We start from the raw sequence: 21404 nt of genomic DNA on the forward strand, positions 1-21404 counted from the left end.
TCACAGTACAGCGCATTTAATGGCTCAAGCAATCAAACGTTTATACAAAGATACAAAAGTACAGCTAGGTGTAGGGCCGGTTATCGAAAACGGTTTTTACTATGACATCGATATGGAAGAATCAATTACTCCTGAAGATTTAGGTAAAATTGAAAAAGAAATGAAAAAAATCGTTAATTCAAATATTGAAATTGAACGAAAAGAAGTTTCTCGTGAAGAAGCCATTCAACTTTTTAAAGAAGTTGGCGATGAACTGAAGCTTGAATTGATCGATGCGATTCCAGCAGGTGAAAAGGTTACGATTTACCAACAAGGCGAATTCTTTGACCTTTGCAGAGGCGTGCACGTGCCGTCAACAGGCAAAATTAAAGAATTTAAACTATTAAGCGTGGCGGGTGCTTATTGGCGCGGAGACAGCGATAATCAAATGCTGCAGCGTATTTACGGTACAGCATTCTTTACAAAAGCAGATTTAGACGAGCATCTTCGTCTTCTTGAAGAAGCAAAAGAACGTGATCACCGTAAACTTGGTAAAGAGCTAAACTTATTTACAAATTCTCAAAAAGTAGGACAAGGTCTGCCTTTATGGCTTCCAAAAGGTGCGACGATCCGCCGTATTATCGAGCGTTATATCGTAGATAAAGAAGTAAGCCTTGGTTATCAGCACGTTTACACTCCAGTGCTCGGAAGTGTAGAACTTTACAAAACGTCTGGTCACTGGGAGCACTACCAAGATGACATGTTCCCTGCAATGGAAATGGATAACGAAGACCTGGTTCTTCGTCCGATGAACTGTCCTCATCACATGATGGTTTACAAACAAGGTATTCACAGCTATCGTGAGCTTCCAATCCGTATTGCTGAGCTTGGAACGATGCACCGCTACGAAATGTCAGGAGCATTATCAGGACTTCAGCGTGTTCGAGGCATGACGCTAAATGATGCGCATATCTTCGTACGTCCCGACCAAATCAAAGAAGAATTTATTCGTGTAGTTCGCTTAGTTGAAGCGGTTTATAAAGATTTTGGATTTGAAAATTATTCATTCCGTCTATCTTACCGTGACCCTGCAGATACAGAAAAATACTTTGATGATGATGCAATGTGGGAAAAAGCACAAAGCATGTTAAARGACGCAATGGATGAGCTTGACCTTGATTATTATGAAGCTGAAGGCGAAGCCGCATTCTACGGTCCAAAACTAGACGTTCAAGTTAAAACAGCTCTTGGTAAAGAAGAGACGCTATCTACGGTTCAATTGGATTTCTTACTTCCTGAACGATTTGATTTAACGTATGTAGGAGAAGACGGAAAACAACATCGACCGGTTGTTATTCACCGCGGCGTGGTGTCAACAATGGAACGTTTTGTAGCTTTCTTAATCGAAGAATACAAAGGAGCTTTCCCAACGTGGTTAGCACCTGTACAAGTTCAAGTGATTCCGGTATCACCTACCGTTCACCTTGAGTATGCAAAAGAAGTGCAAGAACAGCTGCAGCTGGCGGGTATTCGTGTGGAACTTGATTCTCGCGATGAGAAAATCGGTTATAAAATCCGTGAGGCTCAAATGCAAAAAATTCCTTATATGCTTGTTGTAGGGGATAAAGAAGTAGAAGATAAAGCAGTAAACGTACGTAAATACGGTGAGCAGAATTCAGAAACAGTGGACTTCCAAGCCTTTTTACAAAATGTAAAAGCAGAAGCATCTCGCTAATGAAAAAAGCAGAGAATTGAAATTCTCTGCTTTTTTATCTAACATTTATAAAAAACTGTTGCATAAATGTTTTTCCTTTGATACAATAATTTTTGTTGTGAAAAAAGAACGAAATCATTGACTTTTGTCTTTGTTGATACTATAATAGCTTAAGTAATTGAATACTTGTTTATACAGAAGAAGAAGCACCCGCTTCTCACCTGAGTGACGCATAAAGCAGTTAGCAGGTACATCGTATCTTAATTAAAACGATAGAAGTGTGGGTGCAGTATGTACTCACACTTTTTTGTGTGAGTTAATAATCGGTCTAAGCAAGCGTATTCGCTCATTAAACCTTGGAGGTGGCTACTTATTAGCAAGGACATGATGGTAAACGAGGGCATTCGAGCTCGCGAAGTTCGTCTAATTGATCAAAACGGTGAACAATTAGGAATTAAATCAAAAAATGAAGCATTAGAAATTGCTTCACGAGTAAATCTTGACTTAGTAATGGTTGCTGCAAATGCGAAACCGCCGGTATGTCGTATTATGGACTACGGTAAATTCCGCTATGAGCAACAACGTAAAGAAAGAGAAGCTCGTAAAAACCAAAAAGTTGTAAACTTAAAAGAAGTTCGTTTAAGTCCAACAATTGATGAACATGATTTTAACACTAAACTTCGTAACGCACGCAAGTTCCTTGAAAAAGGTGACAAAGTGAAAGCGTCTATTCGCTTTAAAGGTCGTGCCATTACTCATAAAGGGATTGGCCAAAAAGTACTTGAACGTTTTTCACAAGCTTGCGAAGATGTAAGTTCAGTTGAATCGGCTCCTAAAATGGAAGGCCGCAGCATGTTCTTAGTCTTGGCACCTAAAAACGAAAAGTAATAGAACGAGGAGGAACACCCCATGCCAAAAATGAAAACACATCGTGGCGCTGCAAAGCGTTTCAAAAAGACTGGAAGCGGTAAATTAAAACGTGCTCGTGCTTACACAAGCCATTTATTCGCTAACAAATCTACAAAACAAAAGCGTAAATTACGTAAAGGTTCTTTAGTAAGCAAAGGTGACTTCAAACGTATCCGTCACTTATTAGATAACATTAAGTAATTTGGGTTGAGATAGAAACAATACAGGAGGTAAACAATTATGCCACGCGTAAAAGGCGGTACAGTAACACGCAAACGTCGTAAAAAAGTTTTAAAATTAGCTAAAGGTTTCTTCGGTTCGAAGCATAGATTATATAAAGTTGCTAATCAGCAAGTTATGAAATCTCACATGTATGCTTATCGTGACCGTCGTCAGAAAAAACGTGACTTCCGTAAATTATGGATCACACGTATTAATGCAGCTGCTCGTATGAACGGTCTTTCTTACAGCCGTTTAATGCACGGTTTAAAATTAGCAGGTATTGAAGTTAACCGCAAAATGCTTGCTGACTTAGCTGTAGCTGATGAAAAAGCATTTGCTGAATTAGCAACTGCTGCTAAAAAAGGCTTAGATAAGTAATGAATATAAAGTCTCGTCATCTTTAGATGATGAGGCTTTTTTGCTATCGGAGGACATATCATGAATGAACTGCTGCTTACCTATTTTATTGTTATTAATATAGTAGGGGTAGGAATGATGTATAGAGATAAACAAAAAGCGAAAAGACATGAGTGGAGAATTGCCGAAAGCACACTGTGGACGGTAGCTGCTATCGGAGGAGCTCTTGGAGGACTAATTGGTATGTATTGCTATCGTCATAAAACGAAGCACACATCGTTTACAGTAGGTTTTCCTATTCTTGCTGCTCTTGATTTACTTTTCTTTTTTGTTATCAGCTGAGCACAAATGATGTTGTGCTCAGTGTAAAAATTCTCGAACGGGGCTTTTCCAGCGAATAGGAGCATTTGGATACATGTCGTGTACGTGGCTTTCCAGCAGCTTGAAATCTTGCTTTTGCAGTTCATGTAATCGAGATGGATCTGTTAACACCATTGTAATTGACAAAGATTCTGGTTCATTGGGATTGCTGTATTTTTCTCCTTCAAATAAAATACCTTTATACGTTAGTAGAAAATTTTTGCGGATATTCGTTTTTTCGTCAACCACAAAAAATTGCTGATGTTCCTGAGCTGCTACAAGCTTCCGCTTTGGACTGCGAAAATGCTGAACCAGCTTTAATAGTGTGTAAGCAACAAGCGCGAAAATGAACACGCGAACGATAACAATAACAAACATAACGCTCCCTCCTTTACAAGGCACAGTTTTCTTACTTTACGTTCGAGTTTCTAAAAAGTTTCATGATTTTTGATATAATTTCTTTATTGGTTGAAAAAGAAGAAGATATACATAATTACAGGAGTGATTACATTGAATTTACAACAGCTATTTACCATGCAGCGCCAGCTGGATCAGCATATAGAGGATAAGCATGAGCTTCATAAGGAAGATTTGATTCCGAGAAAGCTTTTAGCACTGCTTGTCGAAATGGGAGAGCTGGCAAACGAAACGCGCTGCTTCAAATTTTGGAGCGTCAAACCTCCGGCTGAAGACGCTGTTATTTTAGAAGAATTTGTGGACGGTGTACATTTTATCCTTTCTTTAGGGATTGAAAAAGGATACGATGATTTAACTGAGTTACCAGATGCAAAAGCAAGTGATTCAAAAACAGCACAATTTTTACAGGTATTTGCACAAGTTGCTGCTTTCGAACAGGATCAGTCGAAAGAAAACTATGTGGACATGTTTGTATCTTACATGACGCTTGGCGATATGTTTGGTTTTTCCGCTGAACATATTGAAAAGGCGTACATCTCAAAAAATGAAGTGAATTTTAAACGCCAAGAACAAGGATACTAGAAATAAAGGGATGGGAAATTTTACTTCAACCTCTTTTTAGCTATAATAGAGGTATACATATGAAAGGGGTAATCCATATGACAAAGTTAGATGAAACATTGACGATGCTTAAAGCACTAACAGATGCAAAAGGAATTCCTGGCAATGAGCGTGAACCGCGTGAGGTTATGAAGAAATATATTGCACCTTATGCAGATGAAGTAACGACGGATGGGCTAGGCAGTTTGATTGCAAAAAAAGTGGGCAACGAACAAGGGCCTAAAATTATGGTAGCCGGTCACTTAGATGAAGTAGGCTTTATGGTGACTCAAATTGATGAACGCGGCTTTATTCGTTTTCAAACGGTAGGCGGATGGTGGTCTCAAGTGATGCTTGCTCAACGCGTAACCATCGTTACATCTAAAGGAGAGGTAACGGGGATTATTGGCTCAAAGCCTCCTCATATCCTGCCTCCAGAAGTGCGTAAAAAGCCAGTTGACATTAAAGATATGTTCATCGATATTGGTGCCTCTAGCAGAGAAGAAGTAGCGGAGTGGGGAGTGAAACCTGGTGATCAGGTTGTGCCTTATTTCGAATTTACGGTTATGAACAACGAAAAGATGCTGCTAGCGAAAGCCTGGGATAACCGTATCGGCTGTGCAATCGCTATCGATGTATTAAAAGCTTTAAAAAATGAAACACATGAAAATGTTGTGTATGGTGTAGGAACGGTGCAAGAAGAAGTTGGACTTCGAGGTGCAAAAACATCCGCTAACTTTATTGAACCGGATATTGCATTTGCTGTTGATGTCGGCATCGCTGGAGATACACCTGGTGTTTCTGATAAAGAAGCATCTTCTAAAATGGGAGAGGGTCCGCAAATCATTTTATATGATGCTTCCATGGTTTCTCATAAAGGACTTCGAGATACAGTGGTAGATGTGGCAGATGAATTAAATATTCCATATCAATTTGATGCAATCGCTGGAGGCGGTACGGACTCAGGTTCTATCCATATTTCAGCTAACGGGGTGCCAGCACTTTCAATTACGATCGCAACTCGTTATATCCATTCTCATGCAGCGATGCTTCATCGTGATGATTATGAAAATGCAGTTAAATTAATTGCGGAAGTAATTAAACGCTTAGACCGAAATACGGTAAACGCAATTACGTATAATTAAAAAAAGCTCATTCTCCTAGGAGAATGAGCTTTTTGCTGTACATAGGACAAGGCTATTTATTTTAAACCGTTTTCAAGCGTTGTCAGAATTTCTTCTTTTTCTGATTCTGGAGACTTTTCCCAAAGCACCTCAAATAAAACACCAAGTCCAGGGAGCATTTTTTCCTCGCCGCTTTGAATAGCGTCAGAAATTGTAGCTTCAAGCTCTTCTTTTGAGTTTCCTGAAACGTTTGCAATAACAGCATTTCGTAAATTAAGATCCATCATTTTCACCTCAGCTATCGTAAAGTTACCAATAGTTTTTGTTTTCTTTGCGATTTCTATGTACAATAAAGTGAAACTTATCTAATGATTATTGAGCAAAATGTAATCGAACTATTTATTTTTATATAGATAAAGGAGTTATGTTTGTGAAACAAATTGATTCAGTTAAAAATCCGCAGGTAAAAGCGTGGAAAAAGCTGCATAATAAAAAAGACCGTGATAAGCAGGGCCTTTTTATGGTAGAAGGCTTTCATTTAGTCGAAGAAGCTATCAAAAATAAGGATTGCGTAAAGGAACTAATTATACGCGAATTGATCGAAGTGCCAGCACAGTGGAACATAGACGGTATTGAAATAACCGTTGTCAACGAAGCAATAATCAAATTATTATCTGACACCGAAACACCTCAAGGAATTATCGCTGTGTGTTTTCAAACGAAGCATGCAGAAATCATTCATACAGCACAGAAAGTATTGCTTTTAGATGCGGTGCAAGATCCAGGTAACCTAGGTACGATTATTCGAACCGCTGATGCTGCCGGAGTGGACGCTATTATCGTTGGAGAGGGCAGCGTGGATGTGTACAACCCAAAAGTCGTTCGTTCAACGCAAGGAGCTATTTTTCATCTTCCAATTGTAAAAGGCGATTTACTCGAAATGATTTCACTGTTAAAAGAAAGAGGAATAGCAGTTTACGGCACATCTCTACAAAATGGAAAGGTCTACTCATGCGTAAAACCTTCAAACGAATTTGCGCTGATTGTGGGAAATGAAGGAAACGGCGTAAGCGAGAAAGTGCTGGAACAAACCGATCAGAATCTGTACATTCCCATCTATGGAAAGAGCGAGTCGCTAAATGTTGCCATCGCTTCTGGAATCTTACTTTATTATTTGCGCGGAATGTAGTTGCATCGAGAACGTGTTTTCACTATAATAATACAATAGTTACATATGTAAAAAACGATGAAAGAGAGCAGTAGCTTATGTCCGTTTATGCAGGGAGAAAATGCCGCGACTGAAAGCATTTTTATAAATGTAATAAGTGAATTCACCTCTTGAGTTGACACTTAGACCATCTTACATAGATGTAAAGGTGTTCCGGAGATTCCGTTAACTTGAATGAAGTGAACTGTATACGTCTGTGTATATAGTTAACAAGGGTGGTAACGCGACTAATCCTCGTCCCTTTTTTGGGAGGAGGTTTTTTTATTTGTCATTTTTTACGTTAAAAGGAGGAATAAGTGATGAAAGAACGTTTACAAGAACTTCAACAAGAAGCAATTGCAAAAGTCGAAGCAGCAAGTGCTTTAAAAGAATTAAACGACGTACGCGTAGCTTATTTAGGAAAGAAAGGCCCTATCACAGAAGTGCTTCGCGGTATGGGAAAACTTTCAGCTGAAGAGCGTCCTGTAATGGGAGCACTTGCAAATGAAGTGCGTGAAGCTATTGCATCTAAAATTGAAGAAAAACAAACGGCGTTAGAAGCAGCGGAGGTAGAGCGTAAACTTGCTTCAGAAACAATCGACGTAACGCTGCCAGGACGCCCTGTTAAAGCAGGTACGCATCACCCGCTAACAAGCGTGGTTGAAGAAGTAGAAGATTTATTCTTAGGAATGGGCTATGAAGTAGCAGAAGGACCGGAAGTAGAGCAGGACTACTATAATTTCGAAGCGCTGAACTTGCCAAAAGGTCACCCAGCACGTGATATGCAAGATACGTTTTATATTACGGAAGAAACGCTTCTTCGCACGCATACATCAACTGTTCAAGCTCGTGTTATGAACAAGAATGAAGGCAAAGGACCTGTTAAAATTATTTGCCCGGGTAAAGTGTACCGCCGCGATGACGATGATGCTACGCATTCTCATCAATTCATGCAAATTGAAGGTCTTGTAGTAGACGAAAACATTCGTATGAGCGATTTAAAAGGCACGCTTGAAGTATTTGTGAAAAAGATGTTCGGTGCAGACCGTGAAATTCGTCTTCGTCCAAGTTTCTTCCCATTCACTGAGCCGTCTGTAGAAGTAGACGTATCGTGTGCAAAATGTGGAGGTAAAGGCTGTAATGTATGTAAACAAACAGGCTGGATTGAAATTTTAGGAGCTGGCATGGTTCATCCAAATGTCCTTGAAATGGCTGGGTACGATTCAACTAAATATCGTGGTTTTGCTTTTGGAATCGGTGTAGAGCGTATTGCTATGTTAAAACACGGCGTGGATGATATTCGTCATTTCTATACAAATGATGTTCGTTTCTTAGATCAATTTAAACAAGTATAAAGGAGGGGCTACGATGTTTGTATCTTATCGTTGGTTACAAGAGTATGTTGACTTATCAGGCGTAACGGCAGAAGAGTTAGCAGATAAAATCACAAAAAGTGGAATTGAAGTTGAAGGTGTAGAAAACTTAAATAAAGGCATCAGCGGAGTGGTAATTGGTCACGTTGTAGAACGTGAACAGCATCCGAATGCTGATAAATTAAGCCGCTGTCAAGTAGATCTTGGCGGAGGAGAAATCGTTCAAATCGTGTGCGGAGCACCAAACGTGGCACAAGGTCAAAAAGTAGCGGTTGCAAAAGTGGGAGCTGTACTTCCAGGTAACTTTAAAATCAAGCGTGCTAAGCTTCGCGGTGAAGAATCGAACGGTATGATTTGTTCTCTTCAAGAGCTTGGCATTGAAAGCAAGCTTGTGGCAAAAGATTATCAAGAAGGCATCTTCGTGTTCCCAAGCGATGCTGAAGTAGGAGCGGATGCACTAGATGCATTAAACTTAAACGATGAAGTATTAGAACTAGGGCTAACACCAAACCGTTCAGACTGCTTAAGTATGTTAGGCGTAGCACATGAAGTGGCTGCTATTTTACGTCGTGAAGTGAAGTATCCGTCAGTAAACGTGCAAACGTCTGATGAGCAAGCAGCTGATTATATTTCCGTTAAAGTAGAGGCAAAAGAAGACAATCCGCTTTACGTAGCGCGCGTTGTGAAAAACGTAAAAATTGCTCCGTCACCATTATGGATGCAAACGCGTTTAATGGCAGCTGGTATTCGACCTCATAACAACGTTGTTGATATTACTAACTATATTTTGCTTGAATACGGCCAGCCGCTGCATGCTTTTGACTATGATCGTCTTGGTTCAAAAGAAATTGTTGTACGTCACGCGTCAGAAGGCGAAAAGTTTGTAACTCTTGATGATCAAGAGCGCGTATTAAAAGGCAATCAGCTTGTCATTACAAACGGCAGTGAGCCGGTAGCTCTTGCAGGTGTAATGGGCGGAGCGAACTCCGAAGTAAAAGACGATACGGTAAATGTTCTCATTGAATCAGCTTACTTCAAAGGCTTAACGGTTCGCCAAGCTTCAAAAGACCACGGTCTTCGCAGTGAGGCAAGCGCTCGTTTTGAAAAAGGAATTGATCCTAACCGTACGCGTGTAGCTGCTGACCGCGCAGCAGAATTAATGGCTGAATACGCTTCAGGTGAAGTGGTAAGCGGTACTGTAGAAGTAGATACACTAACTGTGGAACCTGCTGTTGTAGCTGTGTCGCTTGGCCGTATTAACGATGTGCTTGGTACAGAGCTATCAATGGAAGAAGTACAAGACATTATGAACCGTCTTCAATTTGAAAACAAAGTGGAAGACGAAACCATTGTTGTAACAGTGCCAACTCGTAGAGGCGATATTACAATTGAAGAAGATATCGTCGAGGAAGTAGCACGTATGTATGGCTATGACAACCTTCCTACAACGCTTCCTGTAACAGTGGCAACTCCAGGAAAACTAACAGAGTATCAGCTTGGACGCCGTAAAGTTCGCCGTTTCTTAGAAGGTGCGGGACTAGCACAAACAACAACATATTCGCTAACGAGCGCTGAAAAAGCTACTCAGTTTGCACTAAATGCAACAAGTACGATTGGTCTAGCAATGCCGATGAGTGAAGATCGCAGTATCCTTCGTCAAAGCTTAGTGCCTCATTTGCTAGAAGCAGTGAAGCATAATAATGCTCGCCAGTCGGATTCTATTGCGCTATACGAAACAGGCTCAGTGTTCTTATCTAAAGGTGAAGGAGAATTACCGGATGAGCAGGAGCGCGTAGCTGGTGCAATCACGGGTCTATGGCATGCTCACGGCTGGCAAGGTGAAAAGAAAGTCGTTGATTTCTATGTGATTAAAGGTGTACTAGAAGGGTTATTTGCACAGCTTGGTTTGGAGAAACGAATCTCATATGCTCCTGTTAAAAAAGACGGTATGCACCCTGGACGTACAGCGGCTGTATGGTTAGATGAAAAAGAAATTGGATACGTAGGTCAAGTTCATCCTGTTGCTCAGAAACAGTATGGTCTTCGTGAAACATACGTATTTGAATTACACCTTCAAGAGCTATTAGCTGCAGATGTCGAAGAAGTTCGTTATTCAGCTATTCCAAGATTCCCATCTATTACACGTGATATTGCACTTGTGGTAGATAAAAACGTTCTTGCAGGAGAAGTTCAGCGCGTCATCTATACGGCGGGCGGAGAACTTTTAAAAGACGTGACGGTATTTGATCTATATGAAGGCGAGCGTATGGAAGAAGGCAAGAAATCTGTAGCTTTCTCTTTACGATACTTAGATCCTGAACGTACATTAACTGATGAAGAAGTAGCAAAAGCGCATGGTGCAGTGTTAGAGGCTGTAGAAAAAGAATTTGGTGCAACGCTTCGTTCATAAGAATAAGAAAAGAGATGTGGATTTCCACATCTCTTATTTTTTAGCTAATTTTAAAGCTTTTTCCGTATTAGCAAAATGAATTTTAGCTAAAGAGTTCAGCGCATTCACGCCATGTTTCTTAATGATTTTAGCAGCGGCAATATCAACTTGTGCGCCAGCTCCACGAGGAATAACCATCCCGGTCTTTTCCGTCAGCAAATCTATTTGTTTTAAAAATGCGTATCTGGCAATAATGGAAGCAGCAGCTACAGATAAATGAACGCTTTCTCCTTTTGTGCTGAAAAAGACATTTTCTTTGATAATTTCTTTTTCCTTTACCAGGTGTTTATAATAGGTGTTTTTTTCGACAAACTGGTCAATTAAAATGGCATCGGGTTTTTCAGGATCCAATTTTTTTAACACGTTGGATAAAGCTTTGTTGTGCAACAGAGCTTTCATTTTACCTTGTGACATGCCTTTTTCTTGAAATGCATTATACTTTTCGTTATGTAAAACAAGCAAACTATAGGGAATAAAAGAAACAAGCTGCTTGGCAATTTCAATAATTTTAGCATCTGTTAACTCTTTTGAATCTCGTACTCCTAATTCTTTTAACAAAGGAAGCTGCTCTTTTTGAACATAGGCAGCAACTACGGTCATAGGACCAAAATAATCTCCTGTCCCTACTTCGTCAGAACCGATGACTGATAGTGAGCTGAAGTTTGATGGGAGGTGTGAGACAGGAGCCTTTTTCGCAGCATCTAAAGAGCCTCCCCACTTAGCCGCTTCTGTTTCAGCTTCTTTTCCTTGAAAAAGTACTTTTCCAGAGCGGTACGCAGTGATAGAACAGCCGGGAGTTTTAGCCGAAAAAATACTTCCCTGCGGCAGTTTGGGCTGCAGATAGGATGTGTAATGAAGCTTCATTTTAGCTATTCTATCAGCAGATACCTTAATAACAGCATGTGACATAATGCTTCACTCCTTTCGGGGTATTTTAGTTTACTTTATAAGCACTATCCCTTATGATAGCTTAAATATAGATATGTTTCCATTGAAGTCTTCTTCGTGGTATGATAGGGATTAGGATTTTTCGTGGAACGGAGGATTTTCTCGTGTCAAGACAAGATAAAACACGTGCGACAGTTGACATCTTTGGTCAGCAGTACAGCATCGTCGGTAGCGAAAGTACAAGCCATATTCGACTTGTCGCCTCTATAGTGGATGAAAAAATGCGTGAAATCAGTACTAAAAACCCTTCTTTAGATATCAATAAATTAGCAGTATTAACAGCTGTGAATGCTGTACACGAATATATAAAACTGAAAGAAGACTATGAGAGACTTGAACAAAAACTTTATGGAAAAGAGGAATGACTGAGTCAATGCTTAATATCATTTTAATTATATTGCTTCTTCTAGGCTTTGTAACAGGTCTTAAAAGAGGATTTATTTTGCAGCTCATTCATATTGTCAGTTTTGCGGTTTCGTTTATCGTCGCTTATATGTTTAGTGGAGATTTGGCAAGCCGACTTCGCTTGCTGATTCCGTTTCCGGACAATATTCAGCAGCAAAGTGTCGCATCGTTTGTATTTGATTCTGGAACGATAGAAGACGCTTTTTATCGAATGATTGCATTTGCGATTTTATTTTTTGCTACTCACATTGTACTTCGCCTTGCAGGCTCTGTTTTAACGGCTTTAACCGAATTGCCAATTCTGCGCCAGTTAAATAAATGGGGCGGAGGTGCACTTGGATTCGTTGAAGTGTATATCATCGTTTTTATTTTGTTATACATTGGAGCCGTGATTCCTGTAAGTGAAATTCAAACGCCAATTCAACAGTCTTCAATTGCAATCAATATCGTACAAAATACTCCATACTTATCGTCTGCGATTCAAGATTTGTGGACTCAGTATGGTGTAATGTAATGAAATTACAATAGCTTGTTGAGAGGGTGTGTCGAAAGTGTCATAATACTTTTGAGATACCCTCTTTTTTTATCGCAGTCTGATCTGCGGTTTTCATGAGGATAAAAGTATGTCTAGATGAAAACTTGAGAGAGTAAATATGTCACTCATCATGTTTTTGAAAGTTTCGTTATTATGATAATAGGCTGGTGAAAAGAGATGAATAAAAAGGATATTATTAAATTGTTAGAAACAATTGCTACATATATGGAATTAAAGGGAGATAACCCTTTTAAAATTTCCGCTTTTCGAAAAGCAGCTGCAGCGCTAGAAACGGACGAAAGAACGCTGACAGAGATTGAGGATTTTACCAAGCTCCAAGGGATTGGAAAAGGAACGGCTGCAGTCATTACAGAGTATATGGAAACAAATGAGTCAAGCGTATTAGAAGAACTAAAGCAAGAAGTTCCTGAAGGACTTATTCCTTTGCTTAAGCTGCCCGGGCTTGGAGGTAAAAAAATCGCTAAATTATATAAAGAGCTAGATATTCGAGATATGGAATCACTGCATCAGGCCTGTATGGAAAATCGAGTGCAGGGACTAAGCGGTTTTGGTAAAAAGACAGAAGAAAAAATTATCGCTGCCATTGAAGAGTTTGGGAAGCGTCCTGATCGTTTGCCTCTTGCTTTTATGCTTCCAATAGCGGAAGAAATTTTAGAAGCCCTTAAACAGATGCATAGCATTGAGCGTTTTTCTCAAGCAGGGAGCATTCGCCGCATGAGGGAAACCGTAAAAGATCTTGATTTTATTATTTCAACAGCTGAGCCTCATGCTGTCCGTGAACAGCTAGTATCGCTGCCAAATGTGAAGGATATCATTGCCAATGGAGATACAAAAGTATCGGTAACGTTAGCCTATGAGTACGATGTGTCTGTGGATTTTCGTCTTGTAGAAGATAAAGCGTTTGCCACAACGCTTCACCATTTTACAGGATCAAAAGATCATAATGTGCGTATGCGTCAATTAGCAAAAGAACGCGGTGAAAAAATTAGCGAGTATGGCGTTGAAAATGCGGAGACAGGCGAAGTTATGACTTTTGAGTCTGAACAAGCATTCTATGAACATTTTGGGCTGTCTTTTATTCCGCCGGAACTTCGTGAAGATGGAACGGAAGTAGATGCATTTGTAAAGCCTCAAACGCTTGTGACCTACGGTGCCGTAAAAGGTGATTTGCATATGCACTCCACGTGGAGCGACGGGGCGTATTCGATTGAAGAAATGGCAGAAGCATGTCGCGCACGAGGCTATGAGTACATGGCGATTACAGACCATTCTCAGTATTTAAAAGTAGCTAACGKTCTAACGCCTGAACGCATTCGTAAACAGCGTGAAGAAATTAATCGTTTAAACGCACAGTTTGATGATTTTACAATACTAGCAGGAATTGAAATGGATATTTTGCCTGATGCAACACTTGATTATGATGATGAACTGCTAGCTGAGCTAGATTTTGTTATTGCGTCCATTCACTCTAGTTTTTCGCAATCACGCGAAGAAATTATGAATCGCTTAAAGCAAGCGTTAAACAATGTTCATGTAGATTTAATCGCTCATCCGACCGGTCGTTTGATTGGTCGCCGCAACGGATATGATGTAGATATTGATATGTTGATTGAATTAGCTAAAGAAACAAAAACGGCTCTTGAACTAAACGCGAATCCAAACCGTTTAGATTTAGCCGCTGAACACATAAAAAAGGCCCAAGAGGCAGGAGTTAAAATTGCTATTAATACAGATGCTCACAATCTAGACATGCTAGAGCATATGGAAATTGGAATATCTACTGGAATTAAAGGCTGGCTTAAACCAGAAACGGTATTAAATACGTATAGTCTCAAAGAATTAACCGCCTTTTTAAATCGACATAAATAAGCAACAGGAGGAATCAGTTTTGCAATCACGTATTTTTCATGTACTAGAGTTTAATAAAGTTAAGGAACAGCTTCAGAAAAAAGTAGCTTCTTCTTTAGGTCGAGAAAAAGTAGCGAATTTGATTCCCTCGACTCAGTATGAAGAAGTAGTCAAATGGCAGGAAGCAACAGATGAAGCTACAACCGTGCTGCGATTGCGTGGCAACGTACCGCTAGGGGGCATTTTTGACGTTCGACCTAGCGTGAAGCGCGCTGAAATTGGGGGAACGCTAAGCTCTAATGAACTTCTTGATGTAGCAAGCACTATTTATGCTGCAAGACAAGTCAAGCAATTTATCGAGCAAGTAGTGGAAGACGAAGATTTACAGCTTCCAATTATAACTGAACATATCGAAAAACTAATGCCTCTTCCTGAGGTAGAACAAACAATTAAAATGAGTATTGATGAGAATGGTACAGTGCTAGACGGTGCAAGCGACCAGCTAAGAGGCATTCGTCAAAAACTTCGCTCAACGGAGTCTCGTATTCGAGAAAAGCTAGAGAGCCTTATTCGCTCCTCGTCTGCTCAAAAAATGTTGTCAGATGCAATTGTTACCATTCGAAACGAACGTTTTGTTATTCCTGTTAAGCAAGAATATCGCAGTGCGTATGGAGGCATTGTGCACGATCAGTCTTCATCCGGAGCAACTTTATTTATTGAGCCTCAGGCGATTGTGACGTTAAACAATGAGCTTCAAGAAGCAAAAGTAAAAGAAAAACAAGAAATTGAGCGTATTCTCATTGCTTTAACCGTTCAGGTAGCGGAAGTGGCAAATGAACTCCGTCAAAACGTTTATCTGTTAGGTGAGCTGGACTTCATGTTTGCTAAAGGGCGCTATAGCCATGAGCTAAAAGCTTCAAAACCTAAAATGAACGATCGAGGCTATATTAAGTTAGTGAAGGCAAAACATCCTCTTATTGCACAGGAAGATGTCGTTGCCAATGATATTGAGCTAGGTGATCAATATACGTCTATCGTTATTACAGGGCCAAATACCGGCGGTAAAACCGTAACGTTAAAAACACTTGGATTATTTACGTTAATGGCTCAAGCAGGTTTGCAGATTCCGGCGCTGGATGGATCGGAAATGGCTGTGTTTAAACACGTATTTGCTGATATTGGAGATGAGCAGTCGATTGAACAAAGTTTGAGTACCTTTTCATCTCATATGGTCAACATTGTAGATATTTTACAAAAAGTAGATCACGAAAGTCTGGTCTTGTTCGATGAATTGGGAGCAGGAACGGATCCTCAAGAAGGTGCAGCGCTTGCGATTTCCATTTTAGATCAAGTATATGAAAGAGGCGCTCGCGTAGTTGCGACTACTCACTATCCTGAATTAAAAGCGTACGGCTATAACCGTGAAGGAGTGGTCAATGCTAGCGTAGAGTTCGATATTGAAACATTGAGCCCTACTTACAAGCTGCTGATTGGTGTACCGGGCCGAAGCAATGCTTTTGAGATTTCAAAACGTTTAGGTTTAAGTGCTGAAGTAATTGAACGTGCCAAAGGCTATATTGGCTCAGAAACAAATAAAGTAGAAAATATGATTGCCTCTCTTGAAGATAGCCGCCGTCAATCTGAACACGAGCTAGAAGAAGCTGAAGAGCTAAGAAAAGAGGCTCAGAAGCTTCATAAAGAATTACAGAGTCAGATTATTGAGTTTAATGAAAAACGAGATAAGCTGTACGAAAAAGCTGAAGAAAAAGCTCAAGCCACAGTTAAAGCAGCATCTGAAGAAGCAGAGAAAATCATTAGCGATTTGCGTAAAATGAGTCAAAAAAATCATGCGCTTGTAAAAGAGCATGAATTGATTGAGGCGCGTAAGCGTCTAGAAGATGCAGTTCCAACTCTTGAAAAAAGTAAAAAGAAACCGGCTGTGCCGAAAAAACAAGAGCGTATTCTTCAAGCTGGAGATGAAGTGAAAGTCTTAAGCTGGGGACAAAAAGGAACGCTTGTGGAACGAGTAAGCAATAATGAATGGCAAGTACAAATGGGAATTATGAAAATGAAGGTGAAAGAAAAAGCCCTCGAATATATCAGTTCTCCAAAACCTGTAGAAACGAAGCCGCTTGCTACGGTAAAAGGAAAAGATTATCATGTAAATCTAGAACTGGATTTAAGAGGAGAGCGCTATGAAAATGCGCTGATTCGAGTTGAAAAATATATTGATGATGCTTTATTAGCCAACTATCCGCGAGTTTCGATTATCCACGGTAAAGGAACTGGAGCTCTTCGTAAAGGTGTACAGGAATATTTGAAAAATCATCGTTCTGTCAAAAATATTCGTTTCGGAGAAGCTTCTGAAGGAGGTTCTGGCGTTACGGTTGTGGAATTTAAATAAAAGAGTGCTGAAATAAAGGTGTCAGTCGATGCGCTGAACAAGCATATATGAAGATAGAAAATCCGACATGGCTCATGGGCTATGCTGGGTTTTCTATCTCTTTTAAGAACGATACAAGTAAAGGAAAGAGACCTGTCAGTTCATTACGTGGAGCGTAATATAAATTAGGAGTGATGCAAAAATGAGGGATTTTTGGAAAGACCCGTATATTGAATCCGCCGCTTATTACAGCGTGGTTGTCTTGAGCATTGTCGTCTTTCTTGTTGTGTTTGAGCTCGTTACTAAGTATAAGAATTGGGAAGAGATTCAAAAAGGAAATATGGCTGTTGCGATGGCAACAGGTGGAAAAATATTTGGATTAGCTAATATTTTTCGCTATTCGATTGAGCATAACGACAACTTGTTAAGAATGCTAGGGTGGGGAATATATGGATTCGTTCTTTTACTAGTCAGCTATTTTATTTTCGAATTTTTGACGCCGAAATTTCGAATCGATGACGAAATTGAACAAGATAACAGAGCCGTTGGGTTTATTTCACTTGTTATTTCAATCGGTATGTCCTATGTAATAGGAGCAGGGATAGGATAGGATAGGAGAGAGTCATGGAGAAGTTAGCGAAAATTTTACTCGTTTTATGCGGAGTGTTTATGCTTATTGGTCTTATCTATTTATCTATATAGCTTTTCCTAACATCATGATGACAGCAAAAAAGCTGACCTTAAAGCAGGTCAGCTTTTTTAATGACTACTTCCATACGTCTTCAGCAATTGAAATCACGTGCTTTACTTTATCCCACTGCTGTTCTTCAGTTAGTAAATTTCCTTCTTCTGTAGAAGCAAATCCGCACTGGGGACTTAAACAAATTTGATCAGGAGAAACAAATTCTGCTGCTTCAGCAATTCGTTTTTTCACTGCTTCAGGATCTTCTAAATCTCCAAATTTTGATGTGATAAGACCAAGGACAATCTGAAGATCATCTCGCTTTACATGTCGAAGAGGTTCGAATCCTCCTGAGCGTTCATCATCAAATTCTAAAAATAGTCCATCTACGTTTAACTGACTGAAAATAGCTTTGGACGCATTTTCATATCCGCCGCTTGCTGTATAAGTGGACTGGAAATTCCCTCTGCAAATATGCATTGTAATGACCATATCATCTGGCTTATGCGCAATGGATTCATTGATCGCATCTGTAAAACGTTTCAGTAATTCTTGGGGCGTGAAACCTTTTGACGCGATTTGTTCTTGTCCTTTTTCTGAGAAAAAGACTGCCCACGCAGTATCATCTAACTGTAAATAGCGGCATCCGGCATCATAAAATGCTTGAATGGCTTTTTGATATGTTTTAACTAAATCAGCAAAAAATACATCCGTATCCGAGTAAGAAGACTCTTCAATATGACCTCTGAAAAATAGCATATTAGGACTTGGAATGGTGAACTTAGCTACGTGTTCTTTTCCAGCAGCTTGATGAAGAAATTTATAATCTTCAATCATAGGGTGGTGATTAAAATCTAGTTTTCCAGTCACTTTTATACCGTGAGCTTTTGTTTGGACTCCGTGAAACTGAATTCCCGACTCTGCTTCGTAAAGTTCTACGCCAACAAGCTCTGACAGAAAATCAAAGTGCCACCACGCGCGGCGAAACTCACCGTCTGTGACGGCTTTTAATCCAATTTGTTTTTGCTTTTCTACGAGTTTACGAATTTCTTCATCTTCAATTGCTCGAAGCTGTTTCTTTGTCATTTCCCCATTTTCCACTTGTAATCGTGCTTGTTTGATACGCTCGGGACGCAAAAAGCTTCCAACGTGATCTGCTTTGAACGGTCCTTTAGTCAATGTTGTTGTCAATTCATACAGCTCCTTAAAAAAATCTAATTTTTATTATATACAAAAAATTCGGATAATGTACAGGGGTAAATCCAATTTTTATTTATTACGCTGCAGGATGAAAGAGTGATTAGGTAGGAAAGAGAACATTCAATAACGATTGCATCTAAAAAAAGAATGAACTATAATTTTAATTAGAAAATTCTAATTTTTTATTTTTTTTGAGGGAGAGGATGCGTGTGGAATCCACCGAAAAGATATGGCTTTCTCAATATCCGGATGAAATACCTGCTAGGCTTCATTATGAACAAAAAAATTTAGCACAGCTTTTTGAAGAAGCAGTTCAAAAGGTTCCTAAAAAAAGCGCAATCTATTTTCTAGGGAAAAAAATGACGTTTTCCCAGCTGCATCAAGATTCTCTGAAGCTGTCATCTTACCTTATTGAGCTGGGATTAAAAAGAGGGGATAGAGTAGCCATTATGCTTCCAAATTGCCCTCAAGCTGTCATTTCCTTTTATGCGGTTCTGCTTGCCGGAGGAGTAGTCGTTCAAACAAACCCTTTGTATACGGAAAGAGAGTTAGAGTATCAGCTTAATGATTCAGAAGCGACCATGATTATTGCACTCGATTTGCTATATCCGCGTGTAGTAAAAATGAAAGCGTTAACAAAAATAAAGCACGTAGTCATCACCTCTATTCAAGATTATCTCCCATTTCCCAAAAACATAATGTATCCATTTATTCAGCGCAAACAGCAGAAGATAAGCGTGGATGTGAGTCATACGGAGACTACTCATTTATTTAAACGTATTATAGATGAATCCTCTCCCGCAGTATGTAACGCTGAGGGAATTTCAGACGAAGATATCGCGATTTTACAATACACCGGGGGAACAACAGGTTTTCCAAAAGGAGTCATGCTTACTCATAAAAACTTGGTAGCCAATGCAACGATGTGTTCACATTGGTTATACCGCTGCAGGCATGGAGAAGAAAAAGTGCTTGGAATTATCCCATTTTTTCATGTGTATGGTTTAACAACGGTTCTTGTTTTATCGGTTTTGCAAAACTATGAGATGGTTCTTCTGCCTAAATTTGATGCAAAAACGACGCTCAAAACCATTCATAAGCAGCAGCCTACTTTATTTCCAGGTGCGCCGACGATTTACATTGCATTATTAAACCATCCTGATTTAGCAAAATACAACTTATCTTCTATTGATTCATGTATGAGCGGTTCGGCTCCACTTCCTGTGGAAGTGCAGGAGCAGTTTGAAAAGCTCACCGGAGGTAAATTAGTGGAAGGATATGGCTTAACGGAAACCTCTCCTGTTACTCATGCTAATTTTCTTTGGAAAGAGAGGATACCAGGAAGCATTGGAGTGCCTTGGCCAGACACAGATGCCAAAATTCTCTCGTTTGAAACAGGTAAAGAAGCTGCTGTAAGCGAAGTAGGAGAAATTGCTGTTAAAGGTCCTCAGGTAATGAAAGGATATTGGAAGCAGTCTGAAGAAACGGAGGCTGTTATGCGAGACGGATGGTTGCTAACAGGTGATGTTGGCTATATGGATGATAAAGGTTATTTTTATGTAGTAGATCGGAAGAAAGATATTATTATTGCCGGGGGATATAATATCTATCCTCGAGAAGTTGAAGAAGTATTATATGAGCATGAAAAAATTCAAGAAGCTGTAGTGGTGGGTGTTCCTGACCCATATAGAGGAGAAACGGTGAAGGCTTACATTGTATTAAAAAATGGTGTAAGATGTACTGAAGAAGAGTTAAATGAGTTTTCTAGAAAGTATTTAGCTGCTTATAAAGTTCCGCGTCTTTATGAATTTCGAAATGAGCTTCCCAAAACAGCGGTCGGTAAGATTCTGCGACGAGCGCTGATTGATGAAGAAAATGAAAAGCATAAAAAGGCGACGTAATCGATCGTCGCCTTTGATTTTTTTACTGAAACATAATTGACAGATACTTGCGGTTTCTTTATTATAAAGATATGAATGAATAATCATTCATATTTTAAAGGAGCGTATAAGATTGAGAAGAAATAAGCCAAAGTATAAACAGATTATCGATGCAGCTGTAGTAGTAATAGCAGAAAACGGATACCACAATGCTCAGGTTTCTAAAATTGCTAAGCAGGCTGGAGTTGCAGACGGTACGATATATTTATATTTTAAAAACAAAGAAGATGTCTTGATTTCCTTGTTTCAAGAGAAGATGGGACAATTTGTAGAAAAAATTTATGAAGAACTGGCGGGAATTGAAACCGCGGCAGAAAAACTTCATGTGTTAATTGACAAACATTTTTCGTTTCTAGCGGAGGATCATCATTTAGCTACAGTGACCCAGCTCGAACTGCGTCAATCGAACAAAGATTTAAGATTGAAAATTAACGATGTATTAAAAGATTATCTGACTCTTATTGATTCTATTTTGCAGACAGGAATCGAAACGGGTGAGTTTTCTGAAAATATAGATATTCGTCTTGCGCGACAGATGATTTTTGGAACGATTGATGAAACTGTCACAACATGGGTAATGAACGATCATCGATATGGTCTAATAGAATCGGTAGATAAAGTCCATTCCCTGCTGTTAAACGGCTGCAGCGGCTCATAATCGTAAGTGAGCCTGCTGCTCCCCTGCGAGGGGAAAAGCGCAAGGTAATGAAAATAGAAAGAAAGGGTGGCGT

Annotated in this window: 21 protein-coding genes and 2 other annotated features; of the genes, 17 read left to right on the forward strand and 4 right to left on the reverse strand. The window is 39.6% G+C overall.

Annotated features, from left to right (window positions below; all coding sequences use genetic code 11):
- The 5 genes from thrS to AC1DRF_RS02160 form a co-directional block, all read left to right on the forward strand.
- Positions 1-1714: threonine--tRNA ligase (gene thrS, locus AC1DRF_RS02140; RefSeq protein ID WP_477740288.1), on the forward strand; the 1714-nt coding region annotated here is incomplete at its 5' end.
- A 171-nt stretch (positions 1715-1885) separates the two neighbouring features.
- Positions 1886-2008: a sequence feature (ribosomal protein L20 leader region), on the forward strand.
- 69 nt (positions 2009-2077) lie between these two features.
- Positions 2078-2581, forward strand: a complete 504-nt coding sequence (gene infC, locus AC1DRF_RS02145; protein ID WP_013059427.1) for a translation initiation factor IF-3 — start codon at positions 2078-2080, stop codon at positions 2579-2581.
- Between the two features lie 21 nt (positions 2582-2602).
- The gene (gene rpmI, locus AC1DRF_RS02150; protein ID WP_013059426.1) at positions 2603-2803 is read left to right on the forward strand and encodes a 50S ribosomal protein L35; all 201 of its coding nucleotides are present in this window, start codon (positions 2603-2605) and stop codon (positions 2801-2803) included.
- Positions 2804-2842: 39 nt separating this feature from the next.
- Positions 2843-3202: a 50S ribosomal protein L20 gene (gene rplT / locus AC1DRF_RS02155; protein ID WP_013059425.1), complete on the forward strand. Its 360-nt coding sequence runs from the start codon at positions 2843-2845 to the stop codon at positions 3200-3202.
- A 60-nt stretch (positions 3203-3262) separates the two neighbouring features.
- The gene (locus AC1DRF_RS02160; RefSeq protein ID WP_013059424.1) at positions 3263-3523 is read left to right on the forward strand and encodes a DUF1294 domain-containing protein; all 261 of its coding nucleotides are present in this window, start codon (positions 3263-3265) and stop codon (positions 3521-3523) included.
- 18 nt (positions 3524-3541) lie between these two features.
- On the opposite strand, the gene AC1DRF_RS02165 is transcribed toward AC1DRF_RS02160, so the two are convergent.
- Positions 3542-3919 carry a hypothetical protein gene (locus tag AC1DRF_RS02165; RefSeq protein WP_016765696.1) on the reverse strand — a complete coding sequence of 126 codons (378 nt, stop codon included), beginning with the start codon at positions 3917-3919 and terminating at the stop codon, positions 3542-3544.
- A 132-nt stretch (positions 3920-4051) separates the two neighbouring features.
- On the opposite strand from AC1DRF_RS02165, the gene AC1DRF_RS02170 reads away from it, so the two are divergent.
- Together AC1DRF_RS02170 and AC1DRF_RS02175 are read left to right on the forward strand one after the other, a co-directional pair.
- Positions 4052-4540, forward strand: coding sequence for a dUTP diphosphatase (locus AC1DRF_RS02170; protein ID WP_016765695.1), 489 nt, complete (start codon positions 4052-4054; stop codon positions 4538-4540).
- A gap of 77 nt (positions 4541-4617) precedes the next feature.
- Complete coding sequence (locus AC1DRF_RS02175; protein ID WP_016765694.1) at positions 4618-5703, forward strand: M42 family metallopeptidase; 1086 nt, start codon at positions 4618-4620, stop codon at positions 5701-5703.
- 56 nt (positions 5704-5759) lie between these two features.
- On the opposite strand, the gene sspI is transcribed toward AC1DRF_RS02175, so the two are convergent.
- Positions 5760-5966: a small acid-soluble spore protein SspI gene (sspI, locus tag AC1DRF_RS02180; protein ID WP_013059420.1), complete on the reverse strand. Its 207-nt coding sequence runs from the start codon at positions 5964-5966 to the stop codon at positions 5760-5762.
- Positions 5967-6106: 140 nt separating this feature from the next.
- On the opposite strand from sspI, the gene AC1DRF_RS02185 reads away from it, so the two are divergent.
- The 3 genes from AC1DRF_RS02185 (at position 6107) to pheT (ending at position 10672) form a co-directional block, all read left to right on the forward strand.
- The gene (locus AC1DRF_RS02185) at positions 6107-6871 is read left to right on the forward strand and encodes a TrmH family RNA methyltransferase (RefSeq protein WP_427075347.1); all 765 of its coding nucleotides are present in this window, start codon (positions 6107-6109) and stop codon (positions 6869-6871) included.
- Between the two features lie 48 nt (positions 6872-6919).
- Positions 6920-7155, forward strand: a binding site (T-box leader).
- A gap of 54 nt (positions 7156-7209) precedes the next feature.
- On the forward strand, positions 7210-8244 hold the full coding sequence (gene pheS, locus AC1DRF_RS02190; RefSeq protein WP_014458064.1) for a phenylalanine--tRNA ligase subunit alpha: 1035 nt from the start codon (positions 7210-7212) through the stop codon (positions 8242-8244).
- A gap of 13 nt (positions 8245-8257) precedes the next feature.
- Positions 8258-10672, forward strand: a complete 2415-nt coding sequence (gene pheT / locus AC1DRF_RS02195; RefSeq protein ID WP_427075346.1) for a phenylalanine--tRNA ligase subunit beta — start codon at positions 8258-8260, stop codon at positions 10670-10672.
- Between the two features lie 33 nt (positions 10673-10705).
- Here pheT and rnhC read toward each other — a convergent pair whose 3' ends face one another.
- Positions 10706-11620 carry a ribonuclease HIII gene (gene rnhC / locus AC1DRF_RS02200; RefSeq protein ID WP_427075345.1) on the reverse strand — a complete coding sequence of 305 codons (915 nt, stop codon included), beginning with the start codon at positions 11618-11620 and terminating at the stop codon, positions 10706-10708.
- 143 nt (positions 11621-11763) lie between these two features.
- On the opposite strand from rnhC, the gene zapA reads away from it, so the two are divergent.
- From zapA to AC1DRF_RS02225, 5 genes are all read left to right on the forward strand, one after another.
- Positions 11764-12024: a cell division protein ZapA gene (gene zapA / locus AC1DRF_RS02205; protein ID WP_013059415.1), complete on the forward strand. Its 261-nt coding sequence runs from the start codon at positions 11764-11766 to the stop codon at positions 12022-12024.
- The gene (locus tag AC1DRF_RS02210; RefSeq protein WP_014458067.1) at positions 12021-12578 is read left to right on the forward strand and encodes a CvpA family protein; all 558 of its coding nucleotides are present in this window, start codon (positions 12021-12023) and stop codon (positions 12576-12578) included. Before zapA ends, AC1DRF_RS02210 begins: the two co-directional genes overlap by 4 nt.
- A 198-nt stretch (positions 12579-12776) precedes the next feature.
- A complete protein-coding gene (polX, locus tag AC1DRF_RS02215) occupies positions 12777-14489 on the forward strand; it encodes a DNA polymerase/3'-5' exonuclease PolX (protein WP_477740289.1) in 1713 nt (570 codons plus the stop codon).
- A gap of 19 nt (positions 14490-14508) precedes the next feature.
- Positions 14509-16872: an endonuclease MutS2 gene (locus AC1DRF_RS02220; protein WP_427075344.1), complete on the forward strand. Its 2364-nt coding sequence runs from the start codon at positions 14509-14511 to the stop codon at positions 16870-16872.
- 181 nt (positions 16873-17053) lie between these two features.
- Positions 17054-17461: a DUF350 domain-containing protein gene (locus AC1DRF_RS02225; RefSeq protein ID WP_013059411.1), complete on the forward strand. Its 408-nt coding sequence runs from the start codon at positions 17054-17056 to the stop codon at positions 17459-17461.
- 156 nt (positions 17462-17617) lie between these two features.
- On the opposite strand, the gene AC1DRF_RS02230 is transcribed toward AC1DRF_RS02225, so the two are convergent.
- Positions 17618-18724 carry a 5-methyltetrahydropteroyltriglutamate--homocysteine S-methyltransferase gene (locus AC1DRF_RS02230; protein WP_427075343.1) on the reverse strand — a complete coding sequence of 369 codons (1107 nt, stop codon included), beginning with the start codon at positions 18722-18724 and terminating at the stop codon, positions 17618-17620.
- 212 nt (positions 18725-18936) lie between these two features.
- On the opposite strand from AC1DRF_RS02230, the gene AC1DRF_RS02235 reads away from it, so the two are divergent.
- Together AC1DRF_RS02235 and AC1DRF_RS02240 are read left to right on the forward strand one after the other, a co-directional pair.
- Complete coding sequence (locus tag AC1DRF_RS02235; protein ID WP_427075342.1) at positions 18937-20634, forward strand: AMP-binding protein; 1698 nt, start codon at positions 18937-18939, stop codon at positions 20632-20634.
- A 112-nt stretch (positions 20635-20746) separates the two neighbouring features.
- Positions 20747-21331 carry a TetR/AcrR family transcriptional regulator gene (locus tag AC1DRF_RS02240; RefSeq protein ID WP_013059408.1) on the forward strand — a complete coding sequence of 195 codons (585 nt, stop codon included), beginning with the start codon at positions 20747-20749 and terminating at the stop codon, positions 21329-21331.
- Positions 21332-21404 lie beyond the last annotated feature (73 nt).

The sequence above is a fragment of the Priestia sp. P5_B4 genome (genome assembly GCF_056400385.1).

What these genes read in the sequence shown, in the direction of transcription:
- infC (WP_013059427.1), top strand. Translation starts at nt 2,078, where the DNA reads ATGATGGTAAACGAGGGCATTCGAGCTCGCGAAGTTCGTCTAATTGAT.
- rpmI (WP_013059426.1), top strand. Translation starts at nt 2,603, where the DNA reads ATGCCAAAAATGAAAACACATCGTGGCGCTGCAAAGCGTTTCAAAAAG.
- rplT (WP_013059425.1), top strand. Translation starts at nt 2,843, where the DNA reads ATGCCACGCGTAAAAGGCGGTACAGTAACACGCAAACGTCGTAAAAAA.
- AC1DRF_RS02160 (WP_013059424.1), top strand. Translation starts at nt 3,263, where the DNA reads ATGAATGAACTGCTGCTTACCTATTTTATTGTTATTAATATAGTAGGG.
- AC1DRF_RS02165 (WP_016765696.1), bottom strand. Translation starts at nt 3,919, where the DNA reads ATGTTTGTTATTGTTATCGTTCGCGTGTTCATTTTCGCGCTTGTTGCT.
- AC1DRF_RS02175 (WP_016765694.1), top strand. Translation starts at nt 4,618, where the DNA reads ATGACAAAGTTAGATGAAACATTGACGATGCTTAAAGCACTAACAGAT.
- sspI (WP_013059420.1), bottom strand. Translation starts at nt 5,966, where the DNA reads ATGGATCTTAATTTACGAAATGCTGTTATTGCAAACGTTTCAGGAAAC.
- AC1DRF_RS02185 (WP_427075347.1), top strand. Translation starts at nt 6,107, where the DNA reads ATGTTTGTGAAACAAATTGATTCAGTTAAAAATCCGCAGGTAAAAGCG.
- pheS (WP_014458064.1), top strand. Translation starts at nt 7,210, where the DNA reads ATGAAAGAACGTTTACAAGAACTTCAACAAGAAGCAATTGCAAAAGTC.
- pheT (WP_427075346.1), top strand. Translation starts at nt 8,258, where the DNA reads ATGTTTGTATCTTATCGTTGGTTACAAGAGTATGTTGACTTATCAGGC.
- rnhC (WP_427075345.1), bottom strand. Translation starts at nt 11,620, where the DNA reads ATGTCACATGCTGTTATTAAGGTATCTGCTGATAGAATAGCTAAAATG.
- AC1DRF_RS02210 (WP_014458067.1), top strand. Translation starts at nt 12,021, where the DNA reads ATGACTGAGTCAATGCTTAATATCATTTTAATTATATTGCTTCTTCTA.
- AC1DRF_RS02225 (WP_013059411.1), top strand. Translation starts at nt 17,054, where the DNA reads ATGAGGGATTTTTGGAAAGACCCGTATATTGAATCCGCCGCTTATTAC.
- AC1DRF_RS02235 (WP_427075342.1), top strand. Translation starts at nt 18,937, where the DNA reads ATGCGTGTGGAATCCACCGAAAAGATATGGCTTTCTCAATATCCGGAT.